At 63.7% G+C, this 26,053-nt stretch carries 24 protein-coding genes and 1 pseudogene; 16 read left to right on the forward strand and 9 right to left on the reverse strand.

Annotation, left to right across the window (positions count from 1 at the left end):
* Positions 1-6: 6 nt before the first annotated feature.
* From NMB41_RS03200 to NMB41_RS03225, 6 genes are read left to right on the forward strand one after another with little or no spacing between them, the layout of a single operon-like run.
* Positions 7-801 carry an ABC transporter ATP-binding protein gene (locus NMB41_RS03200; protein WP_494381043.1) on the forward strand — a complete coding sequence of 265 codons (795 nt, stop codon included), beginning with the start codon at positions 7-9 and terminating at the stop codon, positions 799-801.
* Between the two features lie 54 nt (positions 802-855).
* Positions 856-1,665 (forward strand): cytochrome C assembly family protein, encoded by an 810-nt coding sequence (locus NMB41_RS03205; RefSeq protein ID WP_494381044.1) that lies wholly within the window; start codon positions 856-858, stop codon positions 1,663-1,665.
* Complete coding sequence (locus NMB41_RS03210) at positions 1,662-1,919, forward strand: PP0621 family protein (protein ID WP_494381045.1); 258 nt, start codon at positions 1,662-1,664, stop codon at positions 1,917-1,919. The genes NMB41_RS03205 and NMB41_RS03210 overlap by 4 nt, the downstream gene beginning before the upstream one ends.
* A gap of 8 nt (positions 1,920-1,927) precedes the next feature.
* Positions 1,928-3,664 carry a sensor histidine kinase gene (locus NMB41_RS03215; RefSeq protein WP_494381046.1) on the forward strand — a complete coding sequence of 579 codons (1,737 nt, stop codon included), beginning with the start codon at positions 1,928-1,930 and terminating at the stop codon, positions 3,662-3,664.
* Positions 3,661-5,106 (forward strand): sigma-54-dependent transcriptional regulator, encoded by a 1,446-nt coding sequence (locus NMB41_RS03220; RefSeq protein ID WP_494381047.1) that lies wholly within the window; start codon positions 3,661-3,663, stop codon positions 5,104-5,106. The genes NMB41_RS03215 and NMB41_RS03220 overlap by 4 nt, the downstream gene beginning before the upstream one ends.
* A gap of 4 nt (positions 5,107-5,110) precedes the next feature.
* Positions 5,111-5,281 (forward strand): hypothetical protein, encoded by a 171-nt coding sequence (locus tag NMB41_RS03225; RefSeq protein WP_494381048.1) that lies wholly within the window; start codon positions 5,111-5,113, stop codon positions 5,279-5,281.
* A 301-nt stretch (positions 5,282-5,582) separates the two neighbouring features.
* On the opposite strand, the gene NMB41_RS03230 is transcribed toward NMB41_RS03225, so the two are convergent.
* Complete coding sequence (locus tag NMB41_RS03230; protein ID WP_494381049.1) at positions 5,583-5,762, reverse strand: hypothetical protein; 180 nt, start codon at positions 5,760-5,762, stop codon at positions 5,583-5,585.
* 74 nt (positions 5,763-5,836) lie between these two features.
* On the opposite strand from NMB41_RS03230, the gene NMB41_RS03235 reads away from it, so the two are divergent.
* From NMB41_RS03235 to NMB41_RS03255, 5 genes and pseudogenes are all read left to right on the forward strand, one after another.
* Positions 5,837-8,767: a ribonucleoside-diphosphate reductase subunit alpha gene (locus tag NMB41_RS03235; protein ID WP_494381050.1), complete on the forward strand. Its 2,931-nt coding sequence runs from the start codon at positions 5,837-5,839 to the stop codon at positions 8,765-8,767.
* 71 nt (positions 8,768-8,838) lie between these two features.
* Positions 8,839-9,951 (forward strand): ribonucleotide-diphosphate reductase subunit beta, encoded by a 1,113-nt coding sequence (locus NMB41_RS03240; RefSeq protein ID WP_494381051.1) that lies wholly within the window; start codon positions 8,839-8,841, stop codon positions 9,949-9,951.
* Between the two features lie 70 nt (positions 9,952-10,021).
* A pseudogene (locus NMB41_RS03245) lies at positions 10,022-10,365 on the forward strand (ribonucleotide-diphosphate reductase subunit beta); the annotation flags it as partial.
* A gap of 929 nt (positions 10,366-11,294) precedes the next feature.
* The gene (locus NMB41_RS03250) at positions 11,295-12,785 is read left to right on the forward strand and encodes a transcriptional regulator (protein WP_494381052.1); all 1,491 of its coding nucleotides are present in this window, start codon (positions 11,295-11,297) and stop codon (positions 12,783-12,785) included.
* Between the two features lie 81 nt (positions 12,786-12,866).
* Entirely contained in the window at positions 12,867-13,394 is a 528-nt protein-coding gene (locus NMB41_RS03255) for a YggT family protein (RefSeq protein ID WP_494381053.1), read from the forward strand.
* 80 nt (positions 13,395-13,474) lie between these two features.
* On the opposite strand, the gene NMB41_RS03260 is transcribed toward NMB41_RS03255, so the two are convergent.
* From NMB41_RS03260 to NMB41_RS03295, 8 genes are all read right to left on the reverse strand, one after another.
* Positions 13,475-14,416 carry a carbohydrate kinase family protein gene (locus NMB41_RS03260; RefSeq protein ID WP_494381054.1) on the reverse strand — a complete coding sequence of 314 codons (942 nt, stop codon included), beginning with the start codon at positions 14,414-14,416 and terminating at the stop codon, positions 13,475-13,477.
* A 16-nt stretch (positions 14,417-14,432) separates the two neighbouring features.
* Positions 14,433-15,950: a zinc-ribbon and DUF3426 domain-containing protein gene (locus tag NMB41_RS03265; protein WP_494381055.1), complete on the reverse strand. Its 1,518-nt coding sequence runs from the start codon at positions 15,948-15,950 to the stop codon at positions 14,433-14,435.
* Between the two features lie 9 nt (positions 15,951-15,959).
* Positions 15,960-16,916 (reverse strand): 50S ribosomal protein L11 methyltransferase, encoded by a 957-nt coding sequence (gene prmA / locus NMB41_RS03270; protein ID WP_494381056.1) that lies wholly within the window; start codon positions 16,914-16,916, stop codon positions 15,960-15,962.
* Entirely contained in the window at positions 16,913-18,301 is a 1,389-nt protein-coding gene (accC, locus tag NMB41_RS03275; protein ID WP_494381057.1) for an acetyl-CoA carboxylase biotin carboxylase subunit, read from the reverse strand. The genes prmA and accC overlap by 4 nt, the downstream gene beginning before the upstream one ends.
* Before the next feature lie 105 nt (positions 18,302-18,406).
* Entirely contained in the window at positions 18,407-18,871 is a 465-nt protein-coding gene (accB, locus tag NMB41_RS03280) for an acetyl-CoA carboxylase biotin carboxyl carrier protein (RefSeq protein WP_494381058.1), read from the reverse strand.
* Between the two features lie 99 nt (positions 18,872-18,970).
* Positions 18,971-19,402 carry a type II 3-dehydroquinate dehydratase gene (aroQ, locus tag NMB41_RS03285; protein WP_494381059.1) on the reverse strand — a complete coding sequence of 144 codons (432 nt, stop codon included), beginning with the start codon at positions 19,400-19,402 and terminating at the stop codon, positions 18,971-18,973.
* A 129-nt stretch (positions 19,403-19,531) separates the two neighbouring features.
* On the reverse strand, positions 19,532-20,089 hold the full coding sequence (locus NMB41_RS03290) for a TlpA disulfide reductase family protein (protein WP_494381060.1): 558 nt from the start codon (positions 20,087-20,089) through the stop codon (positions 19,532-19,534).
* Positions 20,086-20,718, reverse strand: coding sequence for a hypothetical protein (locus NMB41_RS03295; RefSeq protein WP_494381061.1), 633 nt, complete (start codon positions 20,716-20,718; stop codon positions 20,086-20,088). Before NMB41_RS03295 ends, NMB41_RS03290 begins: the two co-directional genes overlap by 4 nt.
* Before the next feature lie 112 nt (positions 20,719-20,830).
* Between NMB41_RS03295 and mpl the strand changes: the two genes are divergently transcribed.
* From mpl to NMB41_RS03320, 5 genes are all read left to right on the forward strand, one after another.
* A complete protein-coding gene (mpl, locus tag NMB41_RS03300; protein WP_494382929.1) occupies positions 20,831-22,165 on the forward strand; it encodes a UDP-N-acetylmuramate:L-alanyl-gamma-D-glutamyl-meso-diaminopimelate ligase in 1,335 nt (444 codons plus the stop codon).
* Entirely contained in the window at positions 22,162-22,767 is a 606-nt protein-coding gene (locus NMB41_RS03305) for a YqiA/YcfP family alpha/beta fold hydrolase (protein ID WP_494381062.1), read from the forward strand. The genes mpl and NMB41_RS03305 overlap by 4 nt, the downstream gene beginning before the upstream one ends.
* Positions 22,764-23,345, forward strand: a complete 582-nt coding sequence (locus NMB41_RS03310) for a chorismate--pyruvate lyase family protein (protein WP_494381063.1) — start codon at positions 22,764-22,766, stop codon at positions 23,343-23,345. The genes NMB41_RS03305 and NMB41_RS03310 overlap by 4 nt, the downstream gene beginning before the upstream one ends.
* 1 nt (position 23,346) lies before the next feature.
* Positions 23,347-25,383 (forward strand): ribonuclease catalytic domain-containing protein, encoded by a 2,037-nt coding sequence (locus tag NMB41_RS03315; RefSeq protein WP_494381064.1) that lies wholly within the window; start codon positions 23,347-23,349, stop codon positions 25,381-25,383.
* Between the two features lie 84 nt (positions 25,384-25,467).
* Complete coding sequence (locus NMB41_RS03320; protein WP_494381065.1) at positions 25,468-26,046, forward strand: hypothetical protein; 579 nt, start codon at positions 25,468-25,470, stop codon at positions 26,044-26,046.
* Positions 26,047-26,053: the final 7 nt, after the last annotated feature.

The following is a 26,053-nucleotide window of genomic DNA, read 5'->3' on the forward strand; positions in this document are numbered from 1 at the left end:
GCATTCGTGGAACCGCATATCCGCATTCAGAAGGTGAACAAGGTGTTTTCTTCCGGCCGCCGCGAGGTGGTGGCGCTGCAGGACATCGATCTCGACATCGCACCGGGCCAGTTCACCTGCCTGCTCGGCCCTTCGGGCTGCGGCAAGTCGACCCTGCTCAATGCGGTGGCCGGCTTTTCCGCGCCGACGGCGGGCAGCATCACGGTCGACGGCAGGCCGGTGGCCGGGCCCGGTCCCGAGCGCGGCATGGTGTTCCAGGAGTACGCGCTCTTTCCCTGGATGACGGTGGAAAAGAACATCGCCTTCGGCCTCGAGATCAAGGGACTGGCCAAGGCGCGCATCGAGGGCACGGTCGAGAAGCTGCTGCACATGCTGTCGCTCTCGGAATTTCGCACGCGCTATCCGAAGGACCTGTCCGGCGGCATGCGCCAGCGGGTGGCGATCGCGCGCGTGCTGGCGCTCGATTCGCCGATCATGCTGATGGACGAACCTTTTGGGGCGCTCGACGCGCTGACCCGGCGCAACCTGCAGGACGAACTGCTGCGCATCTGGACGGAGACGAAGAAAACGATCCTGTTCGTCACCCACAGCATCGAGGAAGCGATCTACCTGGCCGACCGCATCGTCGTCATGACCTACCGGCCCGGCACGGTCAAGCGCGACATGCGCGTCGACCTGCCGCGCCTGCGCGACCCGGCTTCGCCCGCGTTCAACGACCTGAAACGGGAACTCGGCGTGCTCGTGATGGAAGAGCAGCAGCGGCATCATCATGATGAGCGGAGAATGGCCGCAGTCGACTAGGCGGACGGGGCAGGGGCCCGCCACCGCCGCCTGCCGATGGTGTAGACTCGTGTTATGCACAACACCCTCTTTTTTGCCGCGGCTTTGCTGTACGCGGCCTGCGCCCTGCTGCCGTTGCGCCAGGGCGCCGTCATCTCCGGCGTCACCGCGCTGGCCTGGGCCGTGCACGGCGTCGCGCTGTGGAGCGATGCCTTCGCGCCGGGCGGCCTGCGCATCGGTTTTGCCATCATGCTCTCGGCCGCGCTCTGGGTCTCGGTGCTGGCCTACTGGTTCGAAAACCGCAATTTCGCCCTCGACGGGCTGCGCCGCCTGGTCATGCCCTGCGCCTGCGCCGCCGCCTTGCTGCCGATGGTCTTCCCGGGCACGGTCATGTCGCTGCAAAACCAGTCGAGCGCGTTTGGCTGGCATGTGGCCGTGGCCGTGCTGGCCTACAGCACGCTGACCATTGCCGCCTTCCACGCGGTCCTGATGGCGCTGCAGGAAACGCGCCTGCATGCGCGCGCGGTGCCGGCCGCCAGCGGCTGGTTCGGCGGCGCGCTCGACCAGCTGCCGGCGCTGCTGACGATGGAAAAGCTGCTGTTTCGCCTGATCTGGATCGGCTTCGTGCTGCTCAGTCTCACCGTGCTGTCGGGCGTGGTGTTCTCGGAGCAGCTCTTCGGCCGCGCGCTGCGCTGGGACCACAAGAATGTGTTCGCGCTGCTGTCCTGGCTGCTGTTCGCGGCGCTGCTGGCCGGACGCCAGTGGCGCGGCTGGCGCGGCAAGACGGCGCTGCGCTTAACCCTGGCCGGGTTCGCCACGCTGGCGCTGGCCTATGTCGGCAGCCGGTTCGTGCTCGAAGTCGTGCTGCACCGGGGGATCGCATGAGCCGCGCCTTGTTCTGGATCCTGCTGGCCGTGCTGATTTATTTCGCGGTGCGCGCCAAGCTGCGCGCCGCCGCGCGCAAGGGCAGCATGCACGTGCCGCCGCGGGAACGCAGCGCGCCGCCGGCCGTGGCGATCGAAAACATGACCAGCTGCGCGCACTGCGGCCTGCATTTCCCCGCTTCGGAAGCGCTGCACGCCGACGGGCGCGACTACTGCAGCCCGGCCCACCTGCGCCTGCCGCCCGGTCAGCCTTGAGGCGCGGCTTGCAGTTGCTGTCCACGCAGTCGCGCACCACCTTCTGGCGCTCGCTGCAGGCGCTGACCGTCACCCGCATCGTGATCGTGCTGGTGCTGCTGCTGTATCTCGCCTTCGACGTGCGCGACGGCGGACTCCAGGTCTGGCCCGCCTACGCCTACACCTGCTTCTTCTATTTAGGCGCGGCCGTCTGCTTCTGCGTGCTGACCATGTTCTGGCAGCGCCGCTTCACCCTTCAGCTCACCAGCCAGATCGCGGTCGACCTGGCCGTGATCTCGCTGCTCTACCTGGCCGCCGGCGGCGTGCGCAGCGGCCTGGGCATCCTTTATTTGTTCCCGCTGGCGGGCGCCGCGATCCTCGCGCCCCTGGTACCGGCCCTGTTCTCGGCCGCGCTGGCCACGCTGTTCATCCTGTTCGACGCCGCCTGGCAGCTGTTCAAGCGCGAGGGCGAGCCGGCGCTGATGCAGGCCGGGATGATCGGCATCGCCTTTTTCGCCCTGGTCTGGCTGGTCAATCGGCTGGCGGCGCGCCTGATCGGGCAGGAAGAACTGGCGGCCCAGCGCGGCGTCGACCTGCAGGTGCAGCAGGCGATCAACGAGATCGTGATCGCGGACGTTGGCGACGGCGTGCTGGTGGTCGGCGCGGACGGGCGCATCCACACCGCCAATCCGGCGGCGCGGCGCATGCTCGGCATGGAGGCGGTGGCCGGCCTGCAGCTCGACGAACTGCCGGGGCTCGAACCGGTGGCGCACGCTTTTGCCGGCTGGATGGGGACCGCGCTCGAGGCGGCGCCGACCCTGGCCGCGGTCGAGCCGGTGCCGGGCGAGGCCGGACCCGATGCGGCCTACGTGATTCTGAAACCCTACCAGGAAGTGGCGGTGGGGGAGGCGGGCCTGCGCGCGCGGCGCGACCAGCCGGCCCACCTGAAACTGCGCTTCGCGCGCGTGGCGTCCGGCAGCGAGGCGCCGGCGCGCAGCGTGATCTTCCTGCAGGACGTGAGCGCCATCGAAAACCAGGCGCAGCAGCTCAAACTGGCCTCGATGGGCCGCCTGACGGCGAGCATCGCGCATGAGGTACGCAATCCCCTGTCGGCGATCGGCCACGCCACCGCTTTATTAGCGGAGGATTTGCACGGCAAGGCCGAGGTGCGCCTGTTAAAGATCATCGGCGACAACGTGGCGCGCGTGAACCGGATGGTCGAAGACATCCTGCAGCTGTCGAGAAAGGCCCAGCCGTATGCCGAGCCGGTGCAGCTGGCGCCGTTCCTGGTCGAGCTGAAAAACGAGTTCTGCGAGACCCAGGCGCTGCCCGACGAGATGGTCTGGCTGGGCGGCGCCGGCGCGATCGAGGTGCGCTTCGACGCCCTGCACCTGCGCGAAGTGCTGGTCAATTTGCTCGGCAATGCGATCCGCTACGCCAGCCGCGCCCCGCGCAGCATCCGCATCTGGCCGGAACTGGACGCCTTCGGCACGCTGGAACTGCACGTGCAGGACGACGGCCCCGGCATCACGCCCGAAGTGCGCGCCCATCTGTTCGAACCGTTTTACACGACCTCCAGCAAGGGTACGGGCCTGGGCCTGTACCTGGCGCGCGAGCTATGCCTGAACAACGGCGCTAAACTCGATTACGAGTCGCGTTTCGACACCGCCGCGATCAAGCCGCGCAAGGCCAGCGGCCGTTTCGTCATCACCTTCGCCCAGCCGGCCAGCCCCGGCGCGAAGGCCCAGCAAGAAAGGCTGACATGAGTTCACCCCGCATCCTCGTCGTCGACGACGAAGCCGACCTGCGCGAACTGCTCGAGATCACGCTCCTGAAAATGGGCCTGGACGTCGACTGCGCGGCCACCCTGCGCGAGGCGCGGCGGCTGGTCGACGACAACAGCTACGACCTGGTGCTGACCGACATGCGCCTGCCGGACGGCCTCGGCCTGGAACTGGTGCGCGAAGTCTCCGGCTCCTCGAAAACCCCGATCGCCGTCATCACCGCCTTCGGCAGCGCCGAGAACGCCGTGGTGGCGCTGAAAGCCGGCGCTTTCGATTATGTATCGAAGCCGGTGGTGCTCGACGAGCTGCGCGTGATGGTGCGCTCGGCACTGAAGTTGTCGGATACCGGCGCCGGGGCCGCCGCGGAAAGCGGTTCCCGCCTGATCGGCAATTCGCAGGCGATGCAGTCGCTGCGCGCCCAGATTGGGCGCCTGGCGCGCTCGATGGCGCCGATCGCAATCACCGGCGAATCCGGCGCCGGCAAGGAACTGGCCGCGCGCGAGATCCACGCCCAGAGTTCGCGCGCCGCCAAGCCGTTTGTCGCCGTCAACTGCGGCGCGATTCCGGAAAACCTGATGGAGTCCGAATTCTTCGGCCACCGCAAGGGCGCCTTCACCGGGGCAGGGGAGGAGCGCGACGGCTTCTTCCAGGCGGCCAATGGCGGCACCCTGATGCTGGACGAGGTGGCGGATCTGCCGCTGGCGATGCAGGTGAAACTGCTGCGCGCGATCCAGGAGCGGCGCGTGCGCAAGATCGGCGCGACCAACGAAGAGCCGGTCGACGTGCGCATCATCAGCGCCACCCACAAGGACCTGGCCCGCTGCGTCGAGACCGGGGTGTTTCGCCAGGATTTGTTTTATCGCCTGAACGTGATCGAGCTGGCGCTGCCGCCGCTGCGCGAACGGCTCGACGATGTATCCGTGCTCGCCAATGCCATCCTGGCGCGCCTGGCCGGCCCGGGCGCCGCGCTCGGCCCCGGCGTGCTGGACGCTTTGCGCGCCTATTCCTTCCCCGGCAATGTGCGCGAACTGGAAAACGTGCTCGAGCGCGCGCTGGCCTTTGCCAACGATGGCGTGATCCAGGTCGAGGATTTGTCTTTGAAGGCGCGGTCCGCCGGTGCGGCGCGCGTGCTCGAGGCAGCGCGGCCCGAAGCGCCGCCTGCAGTCGCCATGCCCGTGGCGAGCGCGCCGCCCCCACCGCTGCCGGCCGCCGCGCCGCTTGCGCAGGAGCCCGTGGCGCTCGGCCCCGCCACCTTGCCGAGCAACCTGCCTGCCTATTTAGAGCAGGTCGAGCGCGACATCATCGGGCGCGCCCTGCAGCAGACCCAGTTCAACCGAACCAAAACCGCCAGCCTGCTCGGGATCAGCGTGCGCCAGTTGCGCTACCAGATGCAAAAGCTCGATATCCAAGCCCCGGAGAATTAATTAGATGCCGAAACTCTTACGTTATGCCGCCCTGGCAATTGCCCTCATCGCCGCCTTCATGTGGATGAAGCATGAACGCGCTGCCGACGCCTGTCGCAAGTCCGGCGGGCAATGGGATGGGTCGGCGAACGCCTGTGTGCCGGCCGCGCCGGCACCAGGCAGCCGGCCAGGCTGATACTTGGTTTTGTGACATCTCAAGCCTGAACTTGTCAAAAAGCGTTGCCTTTTCGCCAGTGCAAAATAGTGCGCGCTGCACTGCGATTGGGCAGCGGCTCCGTGGGCTGAACAAGCTTTAAGCAGCAGGTTAGTGCCCACTTACGGCGAGTGGCGCATTCGATGTCCAACACCGCGATGTCAAGGGTCGCGGAACAAAAAAACACCCGAATTTGAATATTTAATCACTTGCCCCTTGCGGCGGCCAAGTACTACAATTAGTCCATTGTCAAACCACGCCACTAGATCTAGTGGTAGCAGGCTCAAGTATTCAAGACCTGGGGCGGGTTTGCAGGCAGCAGTGGCACAGCAGACTTGTCATTGTTCCATTGTTGCTTCATATTTGCATCGGGCAAGATAAATCCATCAACAGCAACATTGTCCAGCCTGAATATTCCGGCTGGCCAGGGTTCGTTTTGCTTTGCATTTTTTAGTTCATTCATTACTGGCTGCCCGCTCGCGGGCGAAAAGCTCGATAACCATAGGCGGCAGCCCGACTGCCCTTCCTGGAGGCCCCATGCAGACTTCACAAGACATTTCCATCCACCCGCACGCGGCACCAGGAACGGCTGCCGGCGCCAACAGCGCCGCCGAGCTGGCCGCACGCGCCGACTACCGCATCCTGCGCCGCAACGGCGCCGTCGTGCCTTTCGAGCCGAACAAGATCTCGGTCGCGATGACCAAGGCCTTCCTGGCTGTCGCCGGCGGCCAGGGCGCCGTCTCGGCCCGCATCCGCGAGCTGGTGGAAGAGCTGACCAATAACGTGGTCGCCAACCTGATGCGCCGCCAGCCGAACGGCGGCACCTTCCACATCGAAGATGTGCAGGACCAGGTGGAACTGTCGCTGATGCGCTCGGGCGAACACGATGTCGCGCGCGCCTACGTGCTGTACCGCGCCAAGCAGATGGAAGAGCGCCGCGCCGCCAAGGAAGCCTCGGGCGTCACCCATGTGGCAGCACCGCAGATCCACGTGGTCGACAACGGCCAGCGCAAGCCTCTGGACATCAACGACGTGCACGCCCTGGTGAACGCCGCCTGCGTCGGCCTGGAAAAGCACGTCGACGCCGAAGCGATCGTCGCCGAAACCCTGCGCAACCTGTACGACGGCGTGCCGGTCGAAGAGCTGTACAAGTCCGCCATCCTGGCCGCCCGCGCCCTGATGGAAACCGACCCGGCCTACAGCCAGGTTACGGCCCGCATCCTGCTGCACACGATCCGCAAGGAAGTCTTCGGCAAGGAAGTCGCGCAAGCGAAAGCCGCCGCCGAATACCTCACCTACTTCCCGCAATACATCGCCAAGGGCATCGAGAACGAACTGCTCGACGCTGAACTGGGTAACTACGATCTCGAGCGGTTGGCCAAAGCCTTAGTGGCCGACCGCGACCTGCAATTCGGCTATATCGGCCTGCAGACCCTGTACGACCGCTACTTCCTGCACGTGCGCGAAACCCGCATCGAAATGCCGCAGGCCTTCTACATGCGCGTCGCCATGGGCCTGTCCCTGCGCGAAGCGGACCGCGAAGCACGCGCCATCGAGTTCTACAACCTGCTGTCGAGCTTTGACTTCATGAGCTCCACGCCGACCCTGTTCAACTCGGGCACCCGCCGCTCGCAGCTGTCGTCGTGCTATCTGACGACGGTGGGCGACGACCTGGAAGGCATCTACGACGCCATCAAGGAAAACGCGCTGCTCTCGAAGTTCGCCGGCGGCCTCGGTAACGACTGGACCCCGGTGCGTGCGCTCGGTTCGCGCATCAAGGGCACCAACGGCAAGTCGCAGGGCGTGGTTCCCTTCCTGAAAGTGGTCAACGACACGGCCGTGGCCGTGAACCAGGGCGGCAAGCGCAAGGGCGCGGTCTGCGCCTACCTGGAAACCTGGCACATGGACATCGAGGAATTCCTCGACCTGCGCAAGAACACCGGCGACGACCGCCGCCGCACCCACGACATGAACACGGCCAACTGGATTCCCGACCTGTTCATGAAGCGCGTGATGGAAAAGGGTTACTGGACCCTGTTCACCCCGAGCGAAACGCCTGACCTGCACGACCTGGTCGGCAAGGCTTTCGAAACCGCCTACACCGCGTACGAAGCCAAGGCCGAGCGCGGCGAAATGCTGGTCTTCAAGAAGATCGAAGCGCTCGACCTGTGGCGCAAGATGCTGTCGATGCTGTTCGAAACCGGCCACCCATGGATCACGTTCAAGGATCCGTGCAACATCCGTTCGCCGCAGCAGCACGTCGGCGTCGTGCACTCGTCGAACCTGTGCACCGAGATCACCCTGAACACCAGCGCCGACGAAATCGCGGTCTGCAACCTGGGCTCGATCAACATGCCGCAGCACATGAAGGGCGATGGCCTGGACCATGTAAAACTGCAGAAGACGATCCGCACCGCGATGCGCATGCTCGATAACGTCATCGATATCAACTACTACGCCGTCGAAAAGGCCCGTAACTCGAACCTGCGCCACCGTCCGGTCGGCATGGGCATCATGGGTCACCAGGACTGCCTGCACATGATGCGCGTGCCGTTTGCCTCGGACAAAGCGGTGGAATTCGCCGACCGTTCGATGGAAGCCGTCTGCTACTTCGCCTACCTGGCATCGACCGAACTGGCCGAAGAGCGCGGCCGTTACGAGTCGTACAGCGGTTCGCTGTGGGACCGCGGCATCCTGCCGCAGGACTCGATCAAGCTGCTGGCGGAAGAGCGCGGCGGCTACCTCGAGCAGGACACGAGCGAGTCGATGGACTGGAGCCTGGTGCGTAACCGCATCAAGGAGTTCGGCATGCGCAACTCGAACTGCGTGGCGATTGCCCCGACCGCGACGATCTCGAACATCATTGGCGTCTCGGCCTGCATCGAGCCGACCTTCCAGAACCTGTACGTGAAGTCGAACCTGTCGGGCGAATTCACCGAGATCAACGGCTACCTGGTGCGCGACCTGAAGGCGCGCGACCTGTGGGACGAAGTCATGATCGCCGACCTGAAGTACTTCGACGGATCGCTGTCCAAGATCGACCGCGTGCCGCAAGACCTGCGCGACATCTACGCCACGGCCTTCGAAGTCGAGCCGAAATGGCTGGTCGAGCAGGCATCGCGCCGCCAGAAGTGGATCGACCAGGCCCAGTCGCTGAACATCTACATGGCCGGCGCCTCGGGCAAGAAGCTGGACGAGACCTACAAGCTGGCCTGGCTGCGCGGCCTGAAGACGACCTACTACCTCCGTACCATCGCGGCGACGCACATGGAGAAGTCGACCACCCGCACCGGCGCGCTGAACGCGGTGCCGGTCTCGGGCGGCATGGTCGGTCACGCGGCACCGGCGGCCTTTACGGCCCCTGTCGCGGCCCCGGTGGCTGCGGCTGCAGCCGAGGAAGCCGATGGCGAAGCCTGCTACCTGCGTCCGGGCGACGACGGTTTCGACGAGTGCGAAGCTTGCCAATAAGTTTTAAGTATTGAAATGCACGCCCGGCCTTCGCGCCGGGCGCTGCCGTCTAGAATAAAAGAGGAATTATCATGCTGTCATGGGACGATGAACCAACCAGCGCACAAGGTGCGCGCCCACCGCAGGTCGGCGGCCTGCCGGAAACGACCGACACCGCCCTGGTCGCCAAGCGCGTGAATGCCGACGACAAGCGCATCATCAACGGCAAAACCGACGTCAACCAGCTGGTGCCATTCAAGTACAAATGGGCCTGGGACAAGTACCTGGCCGGCTGCGCGAACCACTGGATGCCGCAGGAAGTGAACATGCAGCGCGACATCGAGCTCTGGAAGAGCCCGAACGGCCTGTCGGAAGACGAGCGCCGCCTGGTCAAGCGCAACCTGGGCTTTTTTGTTACCGCCGACTCGCTGGCCGCGAACAACATCGTGCTGGGCACCTACCGCCACATCACGGCCCCCGAATGCCGCCAGTACCTGCTGCGCCAGGCTTTTGAAGAAGCGATCCACACCCACGCCTACCAGTACATCGTCGAGTCGCTCGGCCTGGACGAGCAGGAAATCTTCAACGCCTACAACGAAGTGGCCTCGATCCATGACAAGGACCAGTTCCTGATCCCGTTCATCGACACGCTGACCGACCCGAAATTCGAGACCGGCACCCTGGAAAACGACCAGAAGCTGCTCAAATCGATCATCGTCTTCGCCTGCCTGATGGAAGGCCTGTTCTTCTACGTCGGCTTCACCCAGATCCTGGCGCTGGGCCGCCAGAACAAGATGACGGGCGCCGCCGAGCAGTACCAGTACATCCTGCGCGACGAGTCGATGCACGTGAACTTCGGCATCGACCTGATCAACACGATCAAGATGGAAAACCCGCTGCTGTGGACCCCGGCCTTCCGCGAGGAGATCAAGGCCCTGTTCCTGGAAGCCGTGGAACTCGAATACCGCTACGCCGAAGACACCATGCCGCGCGGCGTGCTGGGCCTGAACGCCCCGATGTTCAAGGGCTACCTGCGCTTCATCGCGAATCGCCGCGCGGTGCAGATCGGTCTCGACCCGCTGTTCCCGGCGGAAGAGAATCCGTTCCCGTGGATGAGCGAGATGATCGACTTGAAGAAGGAACGTAACTTCTTCGAGACGCGCGTGACGGAGTATCAGACCGGCGGCGCGCTGAACTGGGATTGATTTCAGGCGGCTCGTATAGACGTCAAAAAGCCCGATGAGAAATCATCGGGCTTTTTTGTGCCGGCGCCTGCTTGACCTGGTCGACACGCTCAAGATGAACAACCCGCTGCCGTGGACCCCCGCCTCCCGGGACGAGACCAATCCCCAGTTCCTGGAAGCCGTCGACTCCCATACCGCTACGCCGAAGACACCATGCCACGCGGCGTGCTGGGCCTGAACGCCCCGATGTTCAAGGGCTACCTGCGCTTCATCGCGAATCGCCGCGCGGTGCAGATCGGCCTCGATCCGCTGTTCCCGGCCGAAGAGAATCCGTTCCCGTGGATGAGCGAGATGATCGACTTGAAGAAGGAACGTAACTTCTTCGAGACGCGCGTGACGGAGTACCAGACCGGCGGCGCGCTGAACTGGGATTGATTCCAGCTTCCTCTATATAGATGGCAGAAAGCCCGATGAGAAATCATCGGGCTTTTTTCATGGGCGGACGTGAAGCGCGGCCTTTCCGGCGACAGCCTCCGGTGAAAGCCTGCACACATGCTCCCGCGCGCGACCGGGTTCGGGACATCTGCCGCTTTGTATGGTCAAAGCAGGTAGGGGCAAGGCCAAATGGTGCGCGTCGAATGCATGATGGCGCGCTGCGGATGGCGAAATGTGCGATGCGCGCGACGTATTTGAACGAGTATTCGTGATCGCGTGCGACACCCGTTCCTCGATCGCCGCAAGCATCCGTAAATCGAAGTAAGCCTGATGGAATCAGGCGCGCTTTGAAATGAAATGGTGTAGCGTGCAGTTTGGTTCCAGCACGAGATTTGTTGTAGTCGTCGTAAGTGGACGAATTTACTCGTGTGTGGGTTGCGGAGTGACAAGGTTTTCGTGTACTTTACGTGATTGAATTTGTCAAAACGTGAACATGGATTTTTTCGCATGCTCGCGGGCAAAGGAAACTGATCGAATTAGGGAGCCTCGGCAGACGTCGCCAGCGCAAGCAAATGCAGCGCAACGCGTCGATCGGGACTTTAATAATGGGACGCTGATTCAAGCCAGCATGCACATAAGCGTAACGAAAAGAACAAGCCGCACTGCCTGATCGTGTTCAGGCATGGCGGCTTTTTCTTTTCGTGCTCGTAAGGGCAGCGATGTGAAAGCGCAGCTAAGTAATGGGTGAGTGTCCCGACGTCGTTGGCTGAAGCGCTGCAATTGTGAGGAGTTGCAGCAGTTCAGCTGGTGCCGGATTCATTGGCAGGAACCGCAAACGGTTTATGCCGATGAATAACCCGTTCGGCCATCCGGACGGACGGGTTTCAACCTTGTAGCGTAAATTTCTCATCGCAGAGAAGGAGAACGAAATGGCAACAGCAGCTAAGAAACCAGCAGCAAAACCGGCATCGAAATCGACCGCCGCAGAGAAACCAGCCGCCAAGTCGGCAGCCAAGAGCGCAGTGAAAGCACCGGTGAAAGCCGCTGCCAAGGCTGCATCGAAGGCGCCGGCAAAGGCCGCAGCAAAGCCAGCGGCGAAGAAAGCCGCAGCCAAGCCAGCCGCAAAGCCAGCTGCAAAGAAAGCCGCTGCTAAACCAGCAGCAAAGCCAGCTGCCAAGAAAGCAGCAGCCAAGCCAGCCGCGAAGCCAGCTGCAAAGAAGGCAGCAGCCAAGCCAGCCGCCAAGCCAGCTGCAAAGAAGGCAGCAGCCAAGCCAGCAGCGAAAGCAGCTGCAAGCAAGTCGGCAGCCAAGCCAGCAGCAAAGAAAGCTGCAGCCAAGCCAGCAGCCAAGCCAGCTGCAAAGAAAGCCGCAGCCAAGCCGGCCGCGAAGAAGACCGCGACCAAGGCCGCCGCCAAGCCAGCTGCAAAGAAGACTGCAGCCAAGCCGGCAGCAAAAACCGCGACCAAAGCCGCAGCCAAGCCAGCCGCGAAGAAAACCGCGACCAAAGCCGCCGCCAAGCCAGCTGCCAAGAAGACCGCAGCCAAGCCGGTAGCAAAAGCCGCAGCGACCAAGTCGGCCGCCAAGCCAGCAGCGAAGAAGTCGGCAGCCAAGCCGGCAGCGAAGTCCGCCGCCAAATCGGCAGCCAAGCCAGCAGCTAAATCGGCAGCCAAGTCGGCCGCCAAGCCAGCCGCCAAGAAGACCGCGACCAAGTCGGCAGCCAAGCCGGTAGCGAAGGCCGCTGCAACCAAGTCGGCAGCCAAGTCGGTCTCGAAGGGCCCGGCAAAAGCACCGGCCAAGAGCGCCGCCAAGACTGCAGCCAAAGCACCGGCAAAGACTGCATCGAAGGCACCGGCCAAGTCGCCAGCCAAGAGCGCAGCCAAGGCACCGGCCAAAGCCGCTGCCAAAAGTGCCGTAAAGGCGCCGGTCAAGTCAGCCGCCAAGACTGCCACCCCAGCACCAGCCAAAGCTGCTGCTACCACGACCGCCGCGAAGCCAGCTGCGACCAAGACCACCGCGACCAAGCCAGCCGCCAAGCCAGCCGTATCGGCAGCAGCCAAGCCAGCCGCCAAGCCAGCCGTCAAGGCCGAAGCCAAGCCGGAAGCAGCCAAGGCGGAAGCCAAGCCGGAAGCGATGAAGGCCGAAGCCAAGCCGGAAGCCGCCAAGGCGGAAGCCAAGGCCGAAGCCAAGCCGGAAGCCGTGAAGGCCGAAGCGAAGCCGGAAGCAGCCAAGGCCGAAGCCAAGCCGGAAGCGGCCGCCAAGCCAGCAGCAAAGAAAGCTGCGGCGAAGAAGCCGGCAGCCAAGGAAGCGGAAGCCAAGCCAGCCCAGGCAGGCGAAGCCAAGCCGGCAGCACCAGCGCCGGCCGCCAAGACCGTGCTGGCACCGGCAGCCGCCTGGCCGTTCCCGACCAGCAGCCGTCCGTAACAGCAAGTCGTGCCCGCTTAGGGCAAAATACCGCTGTGTGAACCCTTCACACAGCGGTTTTTTTTATTTCAAGGAGTAGTCGTGCTGCCCATTCTTCAGTTGATCGTCGATACCATTGCCACAGTGCTGGGCGGAGTGCTGCTGTTGCGCTTCTGGATGCAGGCCATCCGCGTGCGTCCTCCCGCCTCGGTGGCACAGTTCACCTTCAAGCTGACCGACTGGCTGGTCAAACCCCTGCGCCGCATCGTGCCGGGGGCGGGCGGCTACGACTGGGCGAGCCTGATCGGCGCCTTCCTGGTGGTGCTGCTGGCGACCTCGGTCCTGTTCATCATCGGTGCTTCCGTCGAGCAGGTGCTGCTGCTGGCGCTGGCGCGCTTCGTGAAGTGGATCATCTACGGCTTCATCGCGCTCCTGATCATCGAGGCGATCTTCAGCTGGGTCAATCCGCATGCGCCGCTGGCGCCCTTCGTGCACGCGCTGAACGAACCGCTGTTGCGGCCGATCCGCAAGGTGGTGCCGCCGATCGGGGGGCTGGATTTGTCGGTGCTGGTGGCGGTGTTGCTGCTGCAGATCGCGTTGTATCTGCTGCGGACTGTGGTGCCGATTTGATTGGGATGGTGCAGATGTGAAAATGGGCAGCGTTGGCTGCCCATTTTTTTTTGTGCGTCAGGGACGCCGCGGGCCGGGCTTTACTTCAGGCGGTAGCCGAAGGCGGATTCGAACTTGTCGGCGATTTCCTGGGGCGTGAAGCTGTGGTTCTGGCCGCCCTGGTGGGCGATCTTGATCGAGCCGAGCAGGCTGGCCAGGCGGCCGGTCGTGTTCCAGTCGTAGCCCTGGGCGATGCCGTACAGGAGGCCGGCGCGGTAGGCATCGCCGCAGCCGGTCGGGTCGACCACGGCGGAGGCGGCGACCGGCGGGATGTCGTAGCGCTCGCCGCCGGCGTAGATTTCCGAACCCTTTTCGCCGCGCGTGACGATCAGGGCGTCCAGGCGCGCTGCGATGTCTTCCAGCGCCAGGCCGGTGCGGTCCATGACCATCTCGAACTCGTAGTCGTTCGCGGCCAGGTAAGTGGCCTGCTCGATGAAGGTCAGCAGTTCTTCGCCGCTGAACATCGGCAGCTGCTGGCCCGGGTCGAACATGAAGGGCACGCCTTGGGCGGCGCAGTCGCGCGCGTGCTGGAGCATGCCGTCGCGCCCGTCCGGGGCGATGATGGCCACGCGCAGCGGGCCCTGGTCGGCGACCTTGTTCTCGTGCGAGAACTGCATCGCGCCCGGGTGGAAGGCATTGATCTGGTTGTTGTCCTGGTCGGCCGTGACGAAGCACTGGGCCGTGTAGGCGTCAGGGATCGTTTTAATGGCGCGCGTCTTGATGCCGAAGTTGCGCAGGCGCTCGAGGTAGTCGGCGCCGTCCTGGCCCAGGGTCGCCATGATCAAGGGATCGCCGCCGAGCAGTTTCAGGTTGTAGGCGATGTTGGCCGAGCAGCCGCCGTATTCGGTGCGCAGGGTCGGCACCAGGAAGGACACGTTCACGCGGTGCAGCTGGTCCGCCAGCAGGGTTTCGGCGAAGCGGCCGTGGTATTGCATGATCTTGTCGAAGGCGAGCGAACCGCAGATCAGGGTAGGTTGGGTCATGGGAACTCGGGAAAATTCAGGGGTAGAAGACGGCGATGTGATAGCCGGAAGGTTTCAGGTCGTCCACCCGGAAGTGGAGCTTGATGGCTTGTTCGGCGCGCGGCGCGATGCCGTTCGCGGCCGGCGTGGCGGCGGCGAGATAGTCTTTCGGGCCGAACACGCGCCGCACCAGGGGCTTGTCGTTGGCGTCGGTCAGGGCCAGCTCCAGGCTGGGCCAGGCCTGGGCCGTGCCGGCCGTGTTGCGCAGCTCGGTCGTGAACGAATAGACGCCGCTGCCGAGCGTGGTCAGTTCGCCCGTTTCGATGGCCAGGTTGTCGATCTGCGCCGGCAGCTCGACGCGGCAGCCGAACACGGCGCAGCTCGACACCAGCGCGGGCTTCGCGCCCGGGAAGCGGGCGGCGAGGGCGTTGCGGAAGGTGAAGGCGCCCTGGGCGAACAGCAGCACCAGCAGCGCGATGGCGCCGGCAATGAGCGCGATCTTGCGCGTGCGGCCGTTCTGTTCCTGCGCGCGGCCGCGTTTGACGAACTCCGGCTCGTCGATTTCGGCCGCGCGCAGCTTCGGCTGTGATTCGATCTTGGTGGGCGTGAGCTTGGAGCGCCGCACCGCGGCCTTTTCGGCGCGCTTGGCGGCCGGCGTGCGTGCGCCCGCCAGCACGTGCGCGGCAGCGAGCGGCGCCGGCGTGGCGCTGGCGGTCGACTCGCGCATGAGCAGCGGCGGCGCGTCGGCGGCCGGAATTTTTACGCGCGGCGGTGCTTCGGCGGGCGGTGCCGGTTCAGGCGCCGATTCCGGCTCCGGTTCCGGTTCCGGCTCGAGCTCTGGCTCCGGCTCGTAGCCGGGCAGGGGCGCCGCCACCAGTTCCTCGTCCACCGGCAGGCCGAAGGGCGAATCGACGGCCTCAGGGGCCTCAGGGGCCTCCTGGGCGGGGATGCCGGCATCGGGCAGGGCTTCGGCCGCCACCGCGCTGTCGGCAGCAGGCGCCTCGAGCACAGGCTCGGGATGTTTGATCAGTTGCGACCATGGCGGCAGGACCGGCTGGACCGTTTTGGCAGCGGCCAGGGGCGTGTCGTCCCCGGGCTCGGCGTCGTCCGGCGCATCCACCTTCGGCAAGATCCCGAAGGGGTCGAAGGTATGGTTGAAGTCGAGCGTGTAGACCGGCTGGTCCTCGAACTTCGGCAGCTCGACGGCCATATCGAGGGGCGCCAGCGGTTCGTCTTCGGAGACGATCGCTACAGGCGTGTCGACAGTAGCCACGTCCTGCGCGAGAGACTCAGGCTCGGATTGCGGTTCAGGTTCGATGGGTGCTTCAGATAGGGCTGGGGCAGGAACGGGCGCAGGATCAACAGGCGCGGACGCCTCGGCCTTGACCGGCTCCGGCGCCTTGACCGGCAGGGCGTCAAGATCGACCAGCGACGCGCTGCCGTCGAAAATCTCCTGGCAGGAGCCGCAACGCACAATGCCCCCACGCAGCTTGAGTTGGTCCGAGGCGACCCGGAACATCGTGCCGCAGTGGGGGCATTGTGTGGCAAGCGCCATGCCGGCTCCTTAAGGTGCGGTGGAGGAGCGCGCGGCCGGTACCGTGTCCTGGCCTAGCGTCCCGTGAAGGGCAACCCAGCCGTCCTGCTCGGCCCAGACGCCCAGCTTGATGAAAGGTGCGTAGGCGGCGGCCACTTCCTCGGCCTGGCGCGCCAGTACGCCGGACAGCACCAGCGAACCGCCCGGCGCCACGCGGCCGGACAGCATCGGCGCCATCAGCTTCAATGGGCTCGAGAGGATGTTGGCCACCACGATGTCGAACTTGCCGCTTGCATGGCGTTCGTTGCTTGACGCAGCCAGTTCATCCGGCACATAGAAGGTGATGTCACAGTTGTTGCGTTCGGCATTCGCGCGCGCCGATTCGATCGCCTGCGGATCGATGTCGACACCCGTCACGTCCGCCGCATCGAGCTTCTTGGCCACCATCGCCAGGATGCCCGAACCGCAGCCGTAGTCCAGTACCGACTTGCCCGGCGCAGGGTGAGCCTCTAACCACTCCATGCACAGGCGGGTGGTCGGATGGCTGCCGGTGCCGAAGGCCAGGCCCGGATCGAGCTCCAGGATGAGGCCATTCGGGTCGGGTGCTTCGTGCCAGCTCGGCACGACCCAGATATTGGTGCCGATGTGGATCGGCTCGAACTGCGACTGCGTCAGGCGTACCCAGTCGGCATCGGCCACGGCGCGCGTGGTGAAGGCCGGGACGTCGGTCAATCCGATGCTGGCGGCCGCTTCGGCGATGATCGCTGCCTGGTCGGCGTCGACGTCCGTCAGGGCCACGACACGGCTGTGGTCCCAGGCTGCTTCAGTCGGCTCCATGCCAGGTTCGCCGAACAGCGGCTTTTCCTGGTCCGTGCCTTCGTCCGCATCTTCCACCGAGACCGACAGCGCGCCGGCTTCCATCAAGGCGTCCGACAGGGCCTCGGCGTGATCGCGTGCGATTTCGATGATGACTTCGGTCCAGCTCATGCGTCAGCCTTGTTTTCTGGAGACACGACGACCTTCGTGTCCGGGCGATTGGCCAGCTTCTGTTCCAGGTAATGGATGTTGGTGCCGCCTTCGATGAAGCGGGCGTCGACCATCAATTCGCGGTGCAGCTGGATGTTGGTCAAAATACCCTCAACCACCATTTCAGACAACGCAATCTGCATGCGGCGAATTGCTTGCTCACGAGTAGCACCGTAGGAAATTACCTTGCCGATCATCGAGTCGTAATGAGGTGGCACATAGTAGCCCGCATACGAGTGCGAATCGACACGGATGCCAGGGCCGCCCGGCGGATGCCAGCTGGTGATGCGGCCAGGGGACGGCGTGAATTTGAATGGATCTTCCGCATTGATGCGGCATTCGATCGCGTGGCCGGCCAGCATGATGTCGCGCTGCTTGAAACGCAGCTTCTCGCCGCAGGCGATGCGGATCTGTTCCTGCACGATGTCGATGCCGGTGATCATTTCGGTGACCGGGTGTTCGACCTGCACGCGGGTGTTCATTTCGATGAAATAGAACTCGCCGTTTTCGTACAGGAATTCGAAAGTACCCGCGCCGCGGTAGCCGATCTTGCGGCAGGCTTCAGCGCAGCGGTCGCCGATCTTTTCGATCAGTTTGCGCGGGATGCCCGGTGCCGGTGCTTCCTCGACCACCTTCTGGTGGCGGCGCTGCATCGAGCAGTCGCGCTCGCCCAGCCAGACGGCATTTTTATGTTCGTCGGCCAGGATCTGGATTTCCACGTGACGCGGATTTTCCAGATACTTCTCCATATACACTTCCGGATTGCCGAAGGCGCTACCGGCTTCGGTCTTGGTCATCGCCACGGCGTTGAGCAGGGCCGCTTCGGTGTGGACCACGCGCATGCCGCGCCCGCCACCGCCGCCGGCGGCCTTGATGATGACCGGATAGCCGACCTTACGGGCGGTCTGGATGATCTCTTTCGGGTCATCCGACAGCGCGCCTTCCGAACCCGGCACGCAAGGCACGCCGGCGCGGATCATCGCTTGCTTGGCCGAGACCTTGTCGCCCATCAAACGGATCGAGTCGGAACGCGGGCCGATGAAGACGAAGCCCGATTTTTCCACGCGCTCGGCGAAGTCGGCGTTTTCCGACAGGAAGCCATAGCCCGGGTGAATCGCTTCGGCGTCCGTCACTTCGGCGGCGCTGATGATGGCCGGCATATTCAGGTAGCTCAGCGAAGACTGGGCCGGGCCGATGCAGACCGACTCGTCGGCCAGTTTCACGTACTTGGCGTCCTTGTCGGCTTCCGAGTGAACGACCACCGTCTTGATGCCCATTTCGCGGCAGGCGCGCTGGATACGCAGCGCGATTTCACCACGGTTGGCGATAAGAATTTTTTCAAACATGGTTAGCTTGGATAGGTGAGATAGCCGGCGTCGTGCGCCGGCCTGGGTTCGGGATCATGCGGCCGGGAAGAAATCACGGCCGGGAGGCGCATCTACAACCGACGATTAGCCGATCACGAACAGCGGCTGGCCGAATTCGACCGGCTGGCCATTTTCCACCAGGATCTTGGTCACCACGCCGGAAACATCGGCGTCGATTTCGTTCAGGAGCTTCATCGCCTCGATGATGCAGAGCGTGTCGCCTTCCTTGATGTTGGTGCCCACTTCCACGAAAGCGGCCGCGCCAGGCGAGGACGAACGGTAGAAGGTGCCCACCATCGGCGACTTGACGACGTGGCCGGTTTCGACGGCGACGGCGGGTGCCGCAGGGGCGGCCGGGGCAGCAGGTGCGGCGGCAGGGGCGGGCGCCGAATACTGCTGCATACCGGACGGCATCATCATCATCTGGCCTTGGGGCGTGGCGGACGACTTGACGATGCGGACTTTGCTCTCGCCTTCGGTCACTTCGAGTTCGGCGATGTCCGATTCGGCGACGAGGTCGATCAAAGTCTTGAGTTTACGTAGATCCATGTGAAACCCCTTGGAATTATTGTGATAGTAAGAGAGTAAAACAGCGCGCCAAAAGAGGGCGCAGCCGAGGATGATGCATGAAGTTGACGTAGATTAACGCTATTTAAGCGCGAAGTCGATGGCAAACCGATACCCGTCAGTGCCGAGCCCGCATATAGTGCCGCGGGCCAGTGCCGACAGGTAGGAATGGTGGCGGAATTCTTCGCGTTGATAAATATTTGAGATATGGACCTCAATGAACGGGATCGCCACCGCAGCCAGCGCATCGCGCAATGCCACGCTCGTGTGGGTCAGCCCGCCAGGATTGATGACGATCGCCTCGATGCCTTCCTCGCGGGCGGCATGGATGCGGTCGATCAGCGCACCTTCATGGTTGCTCTGAAAGCAGGAAAGCGACCCGCCGCTTGCCACGGCCTGGGCCGTGGCAGCGCTTTCGATGTCGGCCAGCGTTGCTGCGCCATACACCGAAGGCTCGCGGGTTCCCAATAAGTTCAGGTTGGGACCGTTGAGCAGCAGTAGCTTTTTCGCCATTATGTTCTAGAGTCTATGCTCGAAAGTGTCGCATTTTGCCGCTAACGTCAGCTATTGGCAAGCGATAAAATTCTCTATGGATACGCCGAACTTGCACGAGGTTCGGAAAAGAACGACCGTTCGCCAGCCCTACAAGCCTGCCAGGTCGGCCTTCAACTCGTCGAACTTCAGCTTGCCGAGGTAGGTCTTGCGCACTTGCCCGTCGGCGCCGATGAGCACCGTGAAGGGCAGGCCGCCGTTGGCATTGCCGAAGTCGCGCGCAATGTCGGTGCCGCCCATGCCGCCCACCAGCAGCGGGTACTTGATCTTGTGCTTGGCAGCGAATTCGCTCATCGCCGTCGGCGCATCGATGCCGATGCCGATGACGTTGAAGCGCTTGCCGGCGTTCTCGTTGGCGAGGCTGGACAGCTCCGGCATTTCCTGCACGCAGGGGCCGCACCAGGTCGCCCAGAAGTTGATCAGTAAAGGCTTGCCTTGCCACTGTTTCAAAGGCTGCGGCTTGCCGGACAGGTCGTCCAGGGTGCGCGCATATAGATTAGTGGAGGCGGTGTGGGCAGCACCGCCGGTGGACGCCATGGTGGTCGTCAGCGGCGCCGCCTCTTTTGTCTTACTGCCGAATACGACGCCCAGGGCGCCAAAAATCACCGCTACGGCCGCCACGACGGCCAGCTTTTTATTCTTCTTCATTCGTCCTGTTCCAGGGATTGGTCAGTGCGCATCAGGGCGCGCAGGCCGGCAGCGTCGACGCGCTGCAGGCGGCCATCGCTGCGCGGCTTCAAGGCGCCGCGCAGATCATGAAAATCATACAACTCGGCATGCACCGCCTCCTTATGCCACAGGAAGCTCACCGTTTCAACCGGATCGTGCCTGGCGCCCTTGAAGTGCGGGGTTTCCGAGATATCTATAGTGATGTTGCGGTTCAGGAGATAGATCTGCACTTCCTTGGCGCTGTCGGCGAACAATTGCAAATGGATGTCGTCGTACTCGCCGGCCGTGCCATTGAGCACAGCGCCGGTCAGGTGGGGCCGGAACTCGGCCAGCGCATCCATCACCTGCAAGGCCGTTTCGCGCAGCGCCTGCAAGCGTTCGGCATGCGCCGCGCCGCCGAACAGGGCCTGGTAGCGCCGCACTTCTTCTTCGATTTCGCCGTTATCGGGCATCAGATTGGGCTGCGGCTGGTCCACCCCGAGCACCTGGCGCGCTGCTTTCCTGCGCGCCGTGGCGTAGTCGGCGCCGTCCTGCGCGATCATGCGCGCCGCCATTGCGGCTATCTGCGCGCGCAATTGCTGGAGGTCATAATTCTGGGTAGGCATCATGCCCTCGATCATACTCTTGAACGAAAAATGGCATCGCGTCGGGTAGAATCGCGTATTCGCTTCTTTCCTCACGATCATGCACATTCACATCCTCGGCATTTGCGGCACCTTCATGGGCGGCCTGGCAGTCCTGGCGAAAGAAGCCGGCCACCGCGTTACCGGCTGCGACGCCAACGTTTATCCCCCGATGAGTACCCAGCTCGAGGCCCAGGGCATCGAACTGATCCAGGGCTATGGCCCGGAACAGGTGTCGCTGAATCCCGACCTGTATGTAGTGGGTAATGTGATGACGCGCGGTAATCCGCTGATCGAAGAAATCCTGAACCGCGGCTTGCCCTACGTGTCCGGTCCGCAGTGGATTGGCGAACATATTCTGCGCGAAAAATGGGTGCTGGCCGTGGCCGGCACGCACGGCAAGACCACGACCTCGTCGATGCTGGCCTGGATCCTGGAAGACGCCGGTTATTCGCCCGGCTTCCTGATCGGCGGCGTGCCGATGAATTTCGGTATCTCCGCGCGCCTGTCGGGCGCGACGGATTCGGACTTTTTCGTTATCGAAGCGGACGAATACGACACCGCCTTCTTCGACAAGCGCAGCAAGTTCGTGCACTACCACGCGAAGACGGCGGTATTGAACAACCTCGAATTCGACCACGCCGACATTTTCCCGGACATCGGCGCCATCGAGACCCAGTTCCACCACCTGGTGCGCACCGTGCCCGGCGTGGGGCGCCTGGTCGTGAATGGCGACGAAACCTCGCTCGCCCGCGTCATCAAGCGCGGCTGCTGGAGCGAGAAGGAAACCTTCGGCGTCTCCGATGGCGCCGACTGGACGATGGTCGAGCATCCGGGCGGCTGCACCTTCGACGTCATTTTCAATGGCGAGAACCAGGGTACGGTCCACTGGGACCTGACCGGCAAGCACAACCGCTCCAACGCGCTGGCCGCGATTGCCGCCGCCCGCCACGTCGGCGTGCCGGTGACGCAGGCGGTCGATTCGCTGTCGCGCTTCCAGAGCGTCAAGCGCCGCATGGAAGTGCGCGGCGTGGTGAACAACATTACTGTGTACGACGATTTTGCCCACCATCCGACGGCGATCGCCACCACGGTCGGCGGCCTGCACCAGAAGCTCGGCGCCAAGGGCCGCATCCTGGCCGTGCTCGAACCGCGTTCGAACACGATGAAGCTGGGCGCCATGAAGGACGCGCTGCCCGGCAGCCTGAAAGACGCGGACCTGGTATTTGGTTTTGGCAGCCAGCAGGCGCTGGGCTGGTCGCTGGCGGATGCCTTGAAACCGCTGGGCGCGATCGCGCACAGCTTCGACCAGATCGATTACATGGTGCAGGCCATCGTGCAGGCGGCCCAGCCGGGCGACCACATCCTGGTGATGAGCAATGGCGGCTTCGGTGGCGTGCACCAGAAGCTGCTCGAGGCGCTGGCGCAATGATCCTGTACCTGCACGGCTTCCGCTCCTCGCCCCGGTCCTTCAAGGCGCGCGTGATGCAGGAGCGGATGACGGCCGCCGGACGCGCGGGCGACCTGATCTGCCCGCAACTGCCGGCCTCGCCGAAAGCGGCGATGGAACTGGCCTTGCTGCTGGCCGAACGCCATGCGCCGCACAATTTATCCATCGTCGGCTCTTCGCTGGGCGGCTTTTATGCGACCTGGCTGGCCGAACGCCTGGGTGTGCGCGCGGTGCTGCTCAACCCCTCGGTCGATCCCCTGAAGAACCTCGAAAAGCACGTCGGCGTGACGACCAACTGGCATTCGGATGAGCCGTTCGAGTTCCGCCGCGAATACATCGACGAGCTGGCCGGGTTGAAGATTGCGCGCATCACTCAGCCGGAGCGCTATTTCCTGGTCGCGGCAACCGGCGACGAAGTGCTGGATTACCGTGACATGGTCGCCCACTATGAAGGTGCTCGCCAGCATGTGATCGAAGGCAGCGATCACGCGATTTCCGAATTCCCGCAGTATGTGGACGAGGTGCTGGCGTTTTGCCAGCCTGAAGTGGACTGGGCGGCGACGCAGGCGGATACGGCCGGGTGAGCGGCAAGTCGCTGCGCCTGGCCAGGTGGAACCGCAACGTCAGGGCCGTCGGCGCTGACGCGCCGATCCGCGACTGGCTGGCAACGAGCGGTTCGCTGACGGCGCGCCTGGTGGCTAATTGCGAGACCTTTCGCGTGCGGCGCCTGCACCAGAAGAGCGCCCTGTGTTCGCTGGAGGAGGCGGTGCCGATCGGCCTGCCGCGCCGCCAGCGGGTCTGGGAGCGCGAAGTCCTGCTGTGCTGCGACGGCGTGCCCGTCGTGTTCGGCCACACCGTGGTGCCGATGTCGGCCACGGCGGCCGACTGGCCCTTGTTTTCGGCGCTGGGCGAACGCTCGCTCGGCACCACCCTGTTTTACGATCCGCAAGTAGCGCGCGGGCCGCTCGAGTTTGCCCGGCTGCGCGGCAGCCACCCGCTGCTGGCGCGCGTGCGCACGGCGTTAGGCGGGAATCTGGACGGACATGTTTTCCATGCACGGCGCTGTGTCTACCGCCGTCATCAAGGCTTGCTGATGGTCACCGAGGTATTCCTGCCGACGGTATTGCAGTTAGCAGCCGCAACAACAAAGAACGCGAATTAAGATGAATCTATTTTTTGAAGAATCAGGCGACTTCAAGGTCGGCACGGTATTGTCGACGGCCGGCGAAGCCTATCAAGTCGAGCTCGCCAGCGGCAAGCGCACCAAGGTCAAGATCAAGGACGTCCTCTTGCAGTTCGAAAAGCCGGCGCCCGAGGTGCTGCTCGACGAAGCCAAGGGCATCGCCTTTGATGTCGATCTCGACTTCCTGTGGGAAGTCGCGGGCCAGGAAGAATTCGCGTTTGCCGAACTGGGCGCCGAATACTTCGGCCACGCGCCGCTGCCGGCCGAGGCCGCCGGCCTGGTGCTGGCCCTGCACAATGCCCCGATCTATTTCTACAAGAAAGGGCGCGGACGCTACAAGGCCGCCCCCGAGCAGTCGCTGCGCGCGGCCCAGGCCGGCATTGAAAAGAAAAAGCAGCAGGCGCTGATCCAGGCCGGCTATGTCGAGGAACTCAAAGCGGGCACGCTGCCGGCCTCGATGCAGCCAATAGTCGCGCAACTGCTGTTCAAGCCGGACAAGAACACCATCGAATACAAGGCGCTGGAAGCGGCCGCCGACGAGCTGCAAACCACGGCGCCGCGGCTGATGCTCGCCACCAAGGGCATTGCCTCGCCCAAAGACTTGCACATGGGACGTTTCCTGTTTGAGAATTTCCCGCGCGGCGCCGGCTTCGCGCCGGTTACCGTGCCGAGTGCGCCGACCGCGCTGCCGACGGCGAACGTTGCCGCCTTCTCGATCGACGACGTCACCACCACCGAGATCGACGACGCCTTCTCGGTCGAGCACCTGGCTGACGGCCTAGTCCGCGTGGGCATTCACATTGCCGCGCCTGGCCTGGCCATCAAGCCGGACGACGAGATCGACAAGATCGCGCGCAGCCGCATGTCGACCGTATATATGCCGGGCGACAAGATCACCATGCTGCCGGACGAAGTCGTCAACGCGTTTACCTTGGCCGAAGGCACGACCTGCCCGGCCTTGTCGCTGTATGCGGTCCTGAACCCGGAAGACTGGTCGACGATCTCGACCACGACGCGCGCCGAGCTGGTCCCCATTAAAAGCAACCTGCGCCACAACGACCTCGACGAGCTGGTGAACGAGGAAACGCTGGAAAACGGCGCTGGCGAGTATCCGCACAAGGCTGAACTGGGCCTGCTGTGGAAATGGGCGTTAAAACTGGAAGCGGGCCGCATGGTCAAGCGCGAAGCCTTCGGGCTCAAGCCCGAGCAGGGCAACCGCGTCGATTTTAACTTTTATGTCGACGACGACGTGGTCTCGATCGTGCGCCGCAAGCGTGGCGCGCCGCTGGATAAAATCGTCGCCGAGCTGATGATTTTCGCCAACAGCACCTGGGGCAAGCTCCTGCACGACTCGGGCGTGCCGGGCATCTACCGTTCGCAAGGCGCCGGCAGCGGCGCCGGCTGGGCGGCAAAAATGCAGGTACGCATGGTCACGCACGCGGCGCCGCATCAGGGCCTCGGCGTCGATCAATATGCCTGGAGCACCTCGCCGCTGCGCCGCTACACCGATCTGGTGAACCAGTGGCAAATCATCGCCTGCGCCGAACACGGCGTGACCGCGCCCCTGGTCGCCCCGTTCAAGCCGCGCGATGCGACGCTGTTCTCGATCGTCTCGGCCTTTGACGCGGCCTACGCTGCCTACAACGACTTCCAGCAGAACATGGAACGCTACTGGTGCCTGCGCTGGCTGGGGCAGGAACAGGCCAAGCAGATGGATGCCGTCGTACTGAAGGACGACGTGCTGCGCCTGACCGACATACCGCTGGTGATCCGCCTGGCCGGCATGCCGCAGGTGGCACGTGGCACGCCGGTGCGCCTGGACATCGTGCGCTGGGATGAAGTCGATTTGTCGCTCGAAGCGCGCCTGCTGGAAGTGGTGGCCGCGCCGGTCGACGAGCAAGCCGCGCTCGAGGAGGAAGAGGGCGATACCGGTGAGGCAGCGGTGGAAGAAGTGGTCGAGGCTGAAGGTGTCGTCGCGGTCGTCAGCACGGACGATCCCGCGCCAGCCAATTCATAATTGCAATGTAGGGTGGGCACTCGTGCCCACGCGGTACGGCACCCGCACTATGCTTGTTCAACCGGAGTCACAACTGCGCGCCAGATGGACATTGCACAACTAGCCGACACCATCTATGAAGACCTGAACGCACAGATCACCGCAATCTGGCGGGCTGGCGAGAGTGAACTCGCCATGACGCTCGAGTGCGACGACTGGCATGGCGGCGATCATCGCCATCGATTCGAGCTGCGCTGCACGGAGGTCAAGGATCATCATCTCAGCGTGGGCTACGTCGACGACATTGATTTCAAATCCGAGCACCCCCTGTTGTTCAACTACGCCGGACCGCAAGGGAGCTTGTTTTTCTCTTCAGCGCCCGCGTCAGCAGAGCAGGTCTTTTATGAACTCAATGACGTCGTCGCCAGCAGATTCGCCGGATGGGTCGAGCCGTCGATGCTCCTGCACGGTACGCCGAGCGAGATCGTTGGGCGACTCCGGAGCGGGTATGGCCTTCTGGCGGAGGGGCCAGTGTCAGTGCTGAACGAGCTGTGCACGCGTTTGCAAGGGCGGCTGAATGTCAATGTCGTCCAATCTTATACGCCGATGCACAAGCCACATGTATTGATCGCTTCCGGCAAGTGGGTAATTTGCAAAGACGTTCACGTGACGACGCTCGAATAGCACCGGG

The sequence above is a fragment of the Massilia sp. FBCC-B171 genome (assembly GCF_059134155.1).

What these genes read in the sequence shown, in the direction of transcription:
- NMB41_RS03205 (WP_494381044.1), top strand. Translation starts at nt 856, where the DNA reads ATGCACAACACCCTCTTTTTTGCCGCGGCTTTGCTGTACGCGGCCTGC.
- NMB41_RS03210 (WP_494381045.1), top strand. Translation starts at nt 1,662, where the DNA reads ATGAGCCGCGCCTTGTTCTGGATCCTGCTGGCCGTGCTGATTTATTTC.
- NMB41_RS03220 (WP_494381047.1), top strand. Translation starts at nt 3,661, where the DNA reads ATGAGTTCACCCCGCATCCTCGTCGTCGACGACGAAGCCGACCTGCGC.
- NMB41_RS03225 (WP_494381048.1), top strand. Translation starts at nt 5,111, where the DNA reads ATGCCGAAACTCTTACGTTATGCCGCCCTGGCAATTGCCCTCATCGCC.
- NMB41_RS03230 (WP_494381049.1), bottom strand. Translation starts at nt 5,762, where the DNA reads ATGAATGAACTAAAAAATGCAAAGCAAAACGAACCCTGGCCAGCCGGA.
- NMB41_RS03235 (WP_494381050.1), top strand. Translation starts at nt 5,837, where the DNA reads ATGCAGACTTCACAAGACATTTCCATCCACCCGCACGCGGCACCAGGA.
- NMB41_RS03240 (WP_494381051.1), top strand. Translation starts at nt 8,839, where the DNA reads ATGCTGTCATGGGACGATGAACCAACCAGCGCACAAGGTGCGCGCCCA.
- NMB41_RS03250 (WP_494381052.1), top strand. Translation starts at nt 11,295, where the DNA reads ATGGCAACAGCAGCTAAGAAACCAGCAGCAAAACCGGCATCGAAATCG.
- NMB41_RS03260 (WP_494381054.1), bottom strand. Translation starts at nt 14,416, where the DNA reads ATGACCCAACCTACCCTGATCTGCGGTTCGCTCGCCTTCGACAAGATC.
- NMB41_RS03265 (WP_494381055.1), bottom strand. Translation starts at nt 15,950, where the DNA reads ATGGCGCTTGCCACACAATGCCCCCACTGCGGCACGATGTTCCGGGTC.
- prmA (WP_494381056.1), bottom strand. Translation starts at nt 16,916, where the DNA reads ATGAGCTGGACCGAAGTCATCATCGAAATCGCACGCGATCACGCCGAG.
- accC (WP_494381057.1), bottom strand. Translation starts at nt 18,301, where the DNA reads ATGTTTGAAAAAATTCTTATCGCCAACCGTGGTGAAATCGCGCTGCGT.
- accB (WP_494381058.1), bottom strand. Translation starts at nt 18,871, where the DNA reads ATGGATCTACGTAAACTCAAGACTTTGATCGACCTCGTCGCCGAATCG.
- aroQ (WP_494381059.1), bottom strand. Translation starts at nt 19,402, where the DNA reads ATGGCGAAAAAGCTACTGCTGCTCAACGGTCCCAACCTGAACTTATTG.
- NMB41_RS03290 (WP_494381060.1), bottom strand. Translation starts at nt 20,089, where the DNA reads ATGAAGAAGAATAAAAAGCTGGCCGTCGTGGCGGCCGTAGCGGTGATT.
- NMB41_RS03295 (WP_494381061.1), bottom strand. Translation starts at nt 20,718, where the DNA reads ATGATGCCTACCCAGAATTATGACCTCCAGCAATTGCGCGCGCAGATA.
- mpl (WP_494382929.1), top strand. Translation starts at nt 20,831, where the DNA reads ATGGGCGGCCTGGCAGTCCTGGCGAAAGAAGCCGGCCACCGCGTTACC.
- NMB41_RS03305 (WP_494381062.1), top strand. Translation starts at nt 22,162, where the DNA reads ATGATCCTGTACCTGCACGGCTTCCGCTCCTCGCCCCGGTCCTTCAAG.
- NMB41_RS03315 (WP_494381064.1), top strand. Translation starts at nt 23,347, where the DNA reads ATGAATCTATTTTTTGAAGAATCAGGCGACTTCAAGGTCGGCACGGTA.
- NMB41_RS03320 (WP_494381065.1), top strand. Translation starts at nt 25,468, where the DNA reads ATGGACATTGCACAACTAGCCGACACCATCTATGAAGACCTGAACGCA.